The sequence below is a fragment of the Pseudomonas sp. SED1 genome (assembly GCF_034044025.1).
In the GTDB taxonomy this organism is placed as follows: domain Bacteria; phylum Pseudomonadota; class Gammaproteobacteria; order Pseudomonadales; family Pseudomonadaceae; genus Aquipseudomonas.
In genome coordinates this window covers 1-1,087 of record NZ_JAXCIS010000216.1, presented here as the reverse complement: position 1 = coordinate 1,087, position 1,087 = coordinate 1, and the positions used below count along the sequence as shown (strand labels likewise).

1 protein-coding gene is annotated in these 1,087 nt (G+C 61.8%); it reads left to right on the top strand.

Features of this window, described 5'->3' with window-relative positions; genetic code table 11:
- Window positions 1-93 precede the first annotated feature (93 nt).
- Complete coding sequence (locus SNL23_RS27335) at window positions 94-1,008, top strand: LysR substrate-binding domain-containing protein (protein ID WP_318304257.1); 915 nt, start codon at window positions 94-96, stop codon at window positions 1,006-1,008.
- The last annotated feature ends 79 nt before the right edge of the window (window positions 1,009-1,087 follow it).

Here is a 1,087-nt window from a genome sequence, read left to right as displayed (position 1 = left end):
CGCACTCCAGCGGGAGCAAGCTCCCTCGCCACAGCAAGCTCCCTAGCCACACCGGTGCTATTCTGGCGGCTCATGCCGCCACGCCTGCTTCTGATGACTAACAAGAAAGATACCGTGCCCCTACCTGAAGACCTGCGGGTATTCCTGACTGTGATCCGCAAGGCCGGCTTTGCTGCGGCTGCCGATGAGTTGGGGTTGTCCCCGGCCTATGTCAGCAAGCGTATCCAGATTCTCGAAACCACCCTGGCCACTCGCCTGCTGCACCGCACCAGCCGCCGCATTGCCCTGACCGAGGACGGTGAACGGGTGCAGCGCTGGGCCGTGCGTATTCTCGAAGATTTCCAGCAGTTGTCCGACGAACTCTCCGACGCCCACGACAGCCCCCGAGGCCATCTGCACTTGTGCAGCAGCTTTGGCTTCGGCCGCAACCATGTGGCGCCGGCCCTGTCGTTGCTGGCCGAACAGTACCCGGGCCTGGAAATCCGCCTGGACCTGTTCGACCGGGTGGTGGATATCGTCAGCGAGGGTTTCGACCTGGAGATCCGCGTGGGCGATGACATTCCCGGCCAACACATCGGCCGCCGGCTGGTGAGCAACCGCCGGGTACTGTGTGCGGCGCCCGCCTACCTCGAACGCCGTGGCACACCGCAGCACTTGAGTGACCTGGAACAGCACGATTGCCTGGTGCTCAAGGAGCGGGACAACGCGTTTGGCATCTGGCACCTGGAGCGTGATGGCGTGCAGGACAGCGTGCGTGTGCGAGGGCCGTTGTCGTCCAACAATGGCGAAATTGTTTTGCAATGGGCACTTGATGGGCGTGGGGTGTTGCTGCGTTCGATGTGGGATGTGAAGCCGCTGCTGGAACAAGGGAAACTGGTCCAGGTGCTGCACGATTACACCCAGAGCGCCAATGTGTGGGCGGTGTACCCGACGCGGTTGGCGTACTCCGGGAAGTTGCGGGCGTGTGTGGAGTTTTTGCAGGAGCACTTTAAGGGGTTGTCGATTTAGCACCTCGGTGTTGGGTGCATATCCGTTGCTGCGGTAACGGCTGCTATGGGTTCCGCCCTTACGGCGGCTCACTTTTGAA

Bases quoted from the DNA above. Each gene is read 5' to 3' on its own strand.
- SNL23_RS27335 (WP_318304257.1), top strand. From the start codon at position 94: ATGACTAACAAGAAAGATACCGTGCCCCTACCTGAAGACCTGCGGGTA.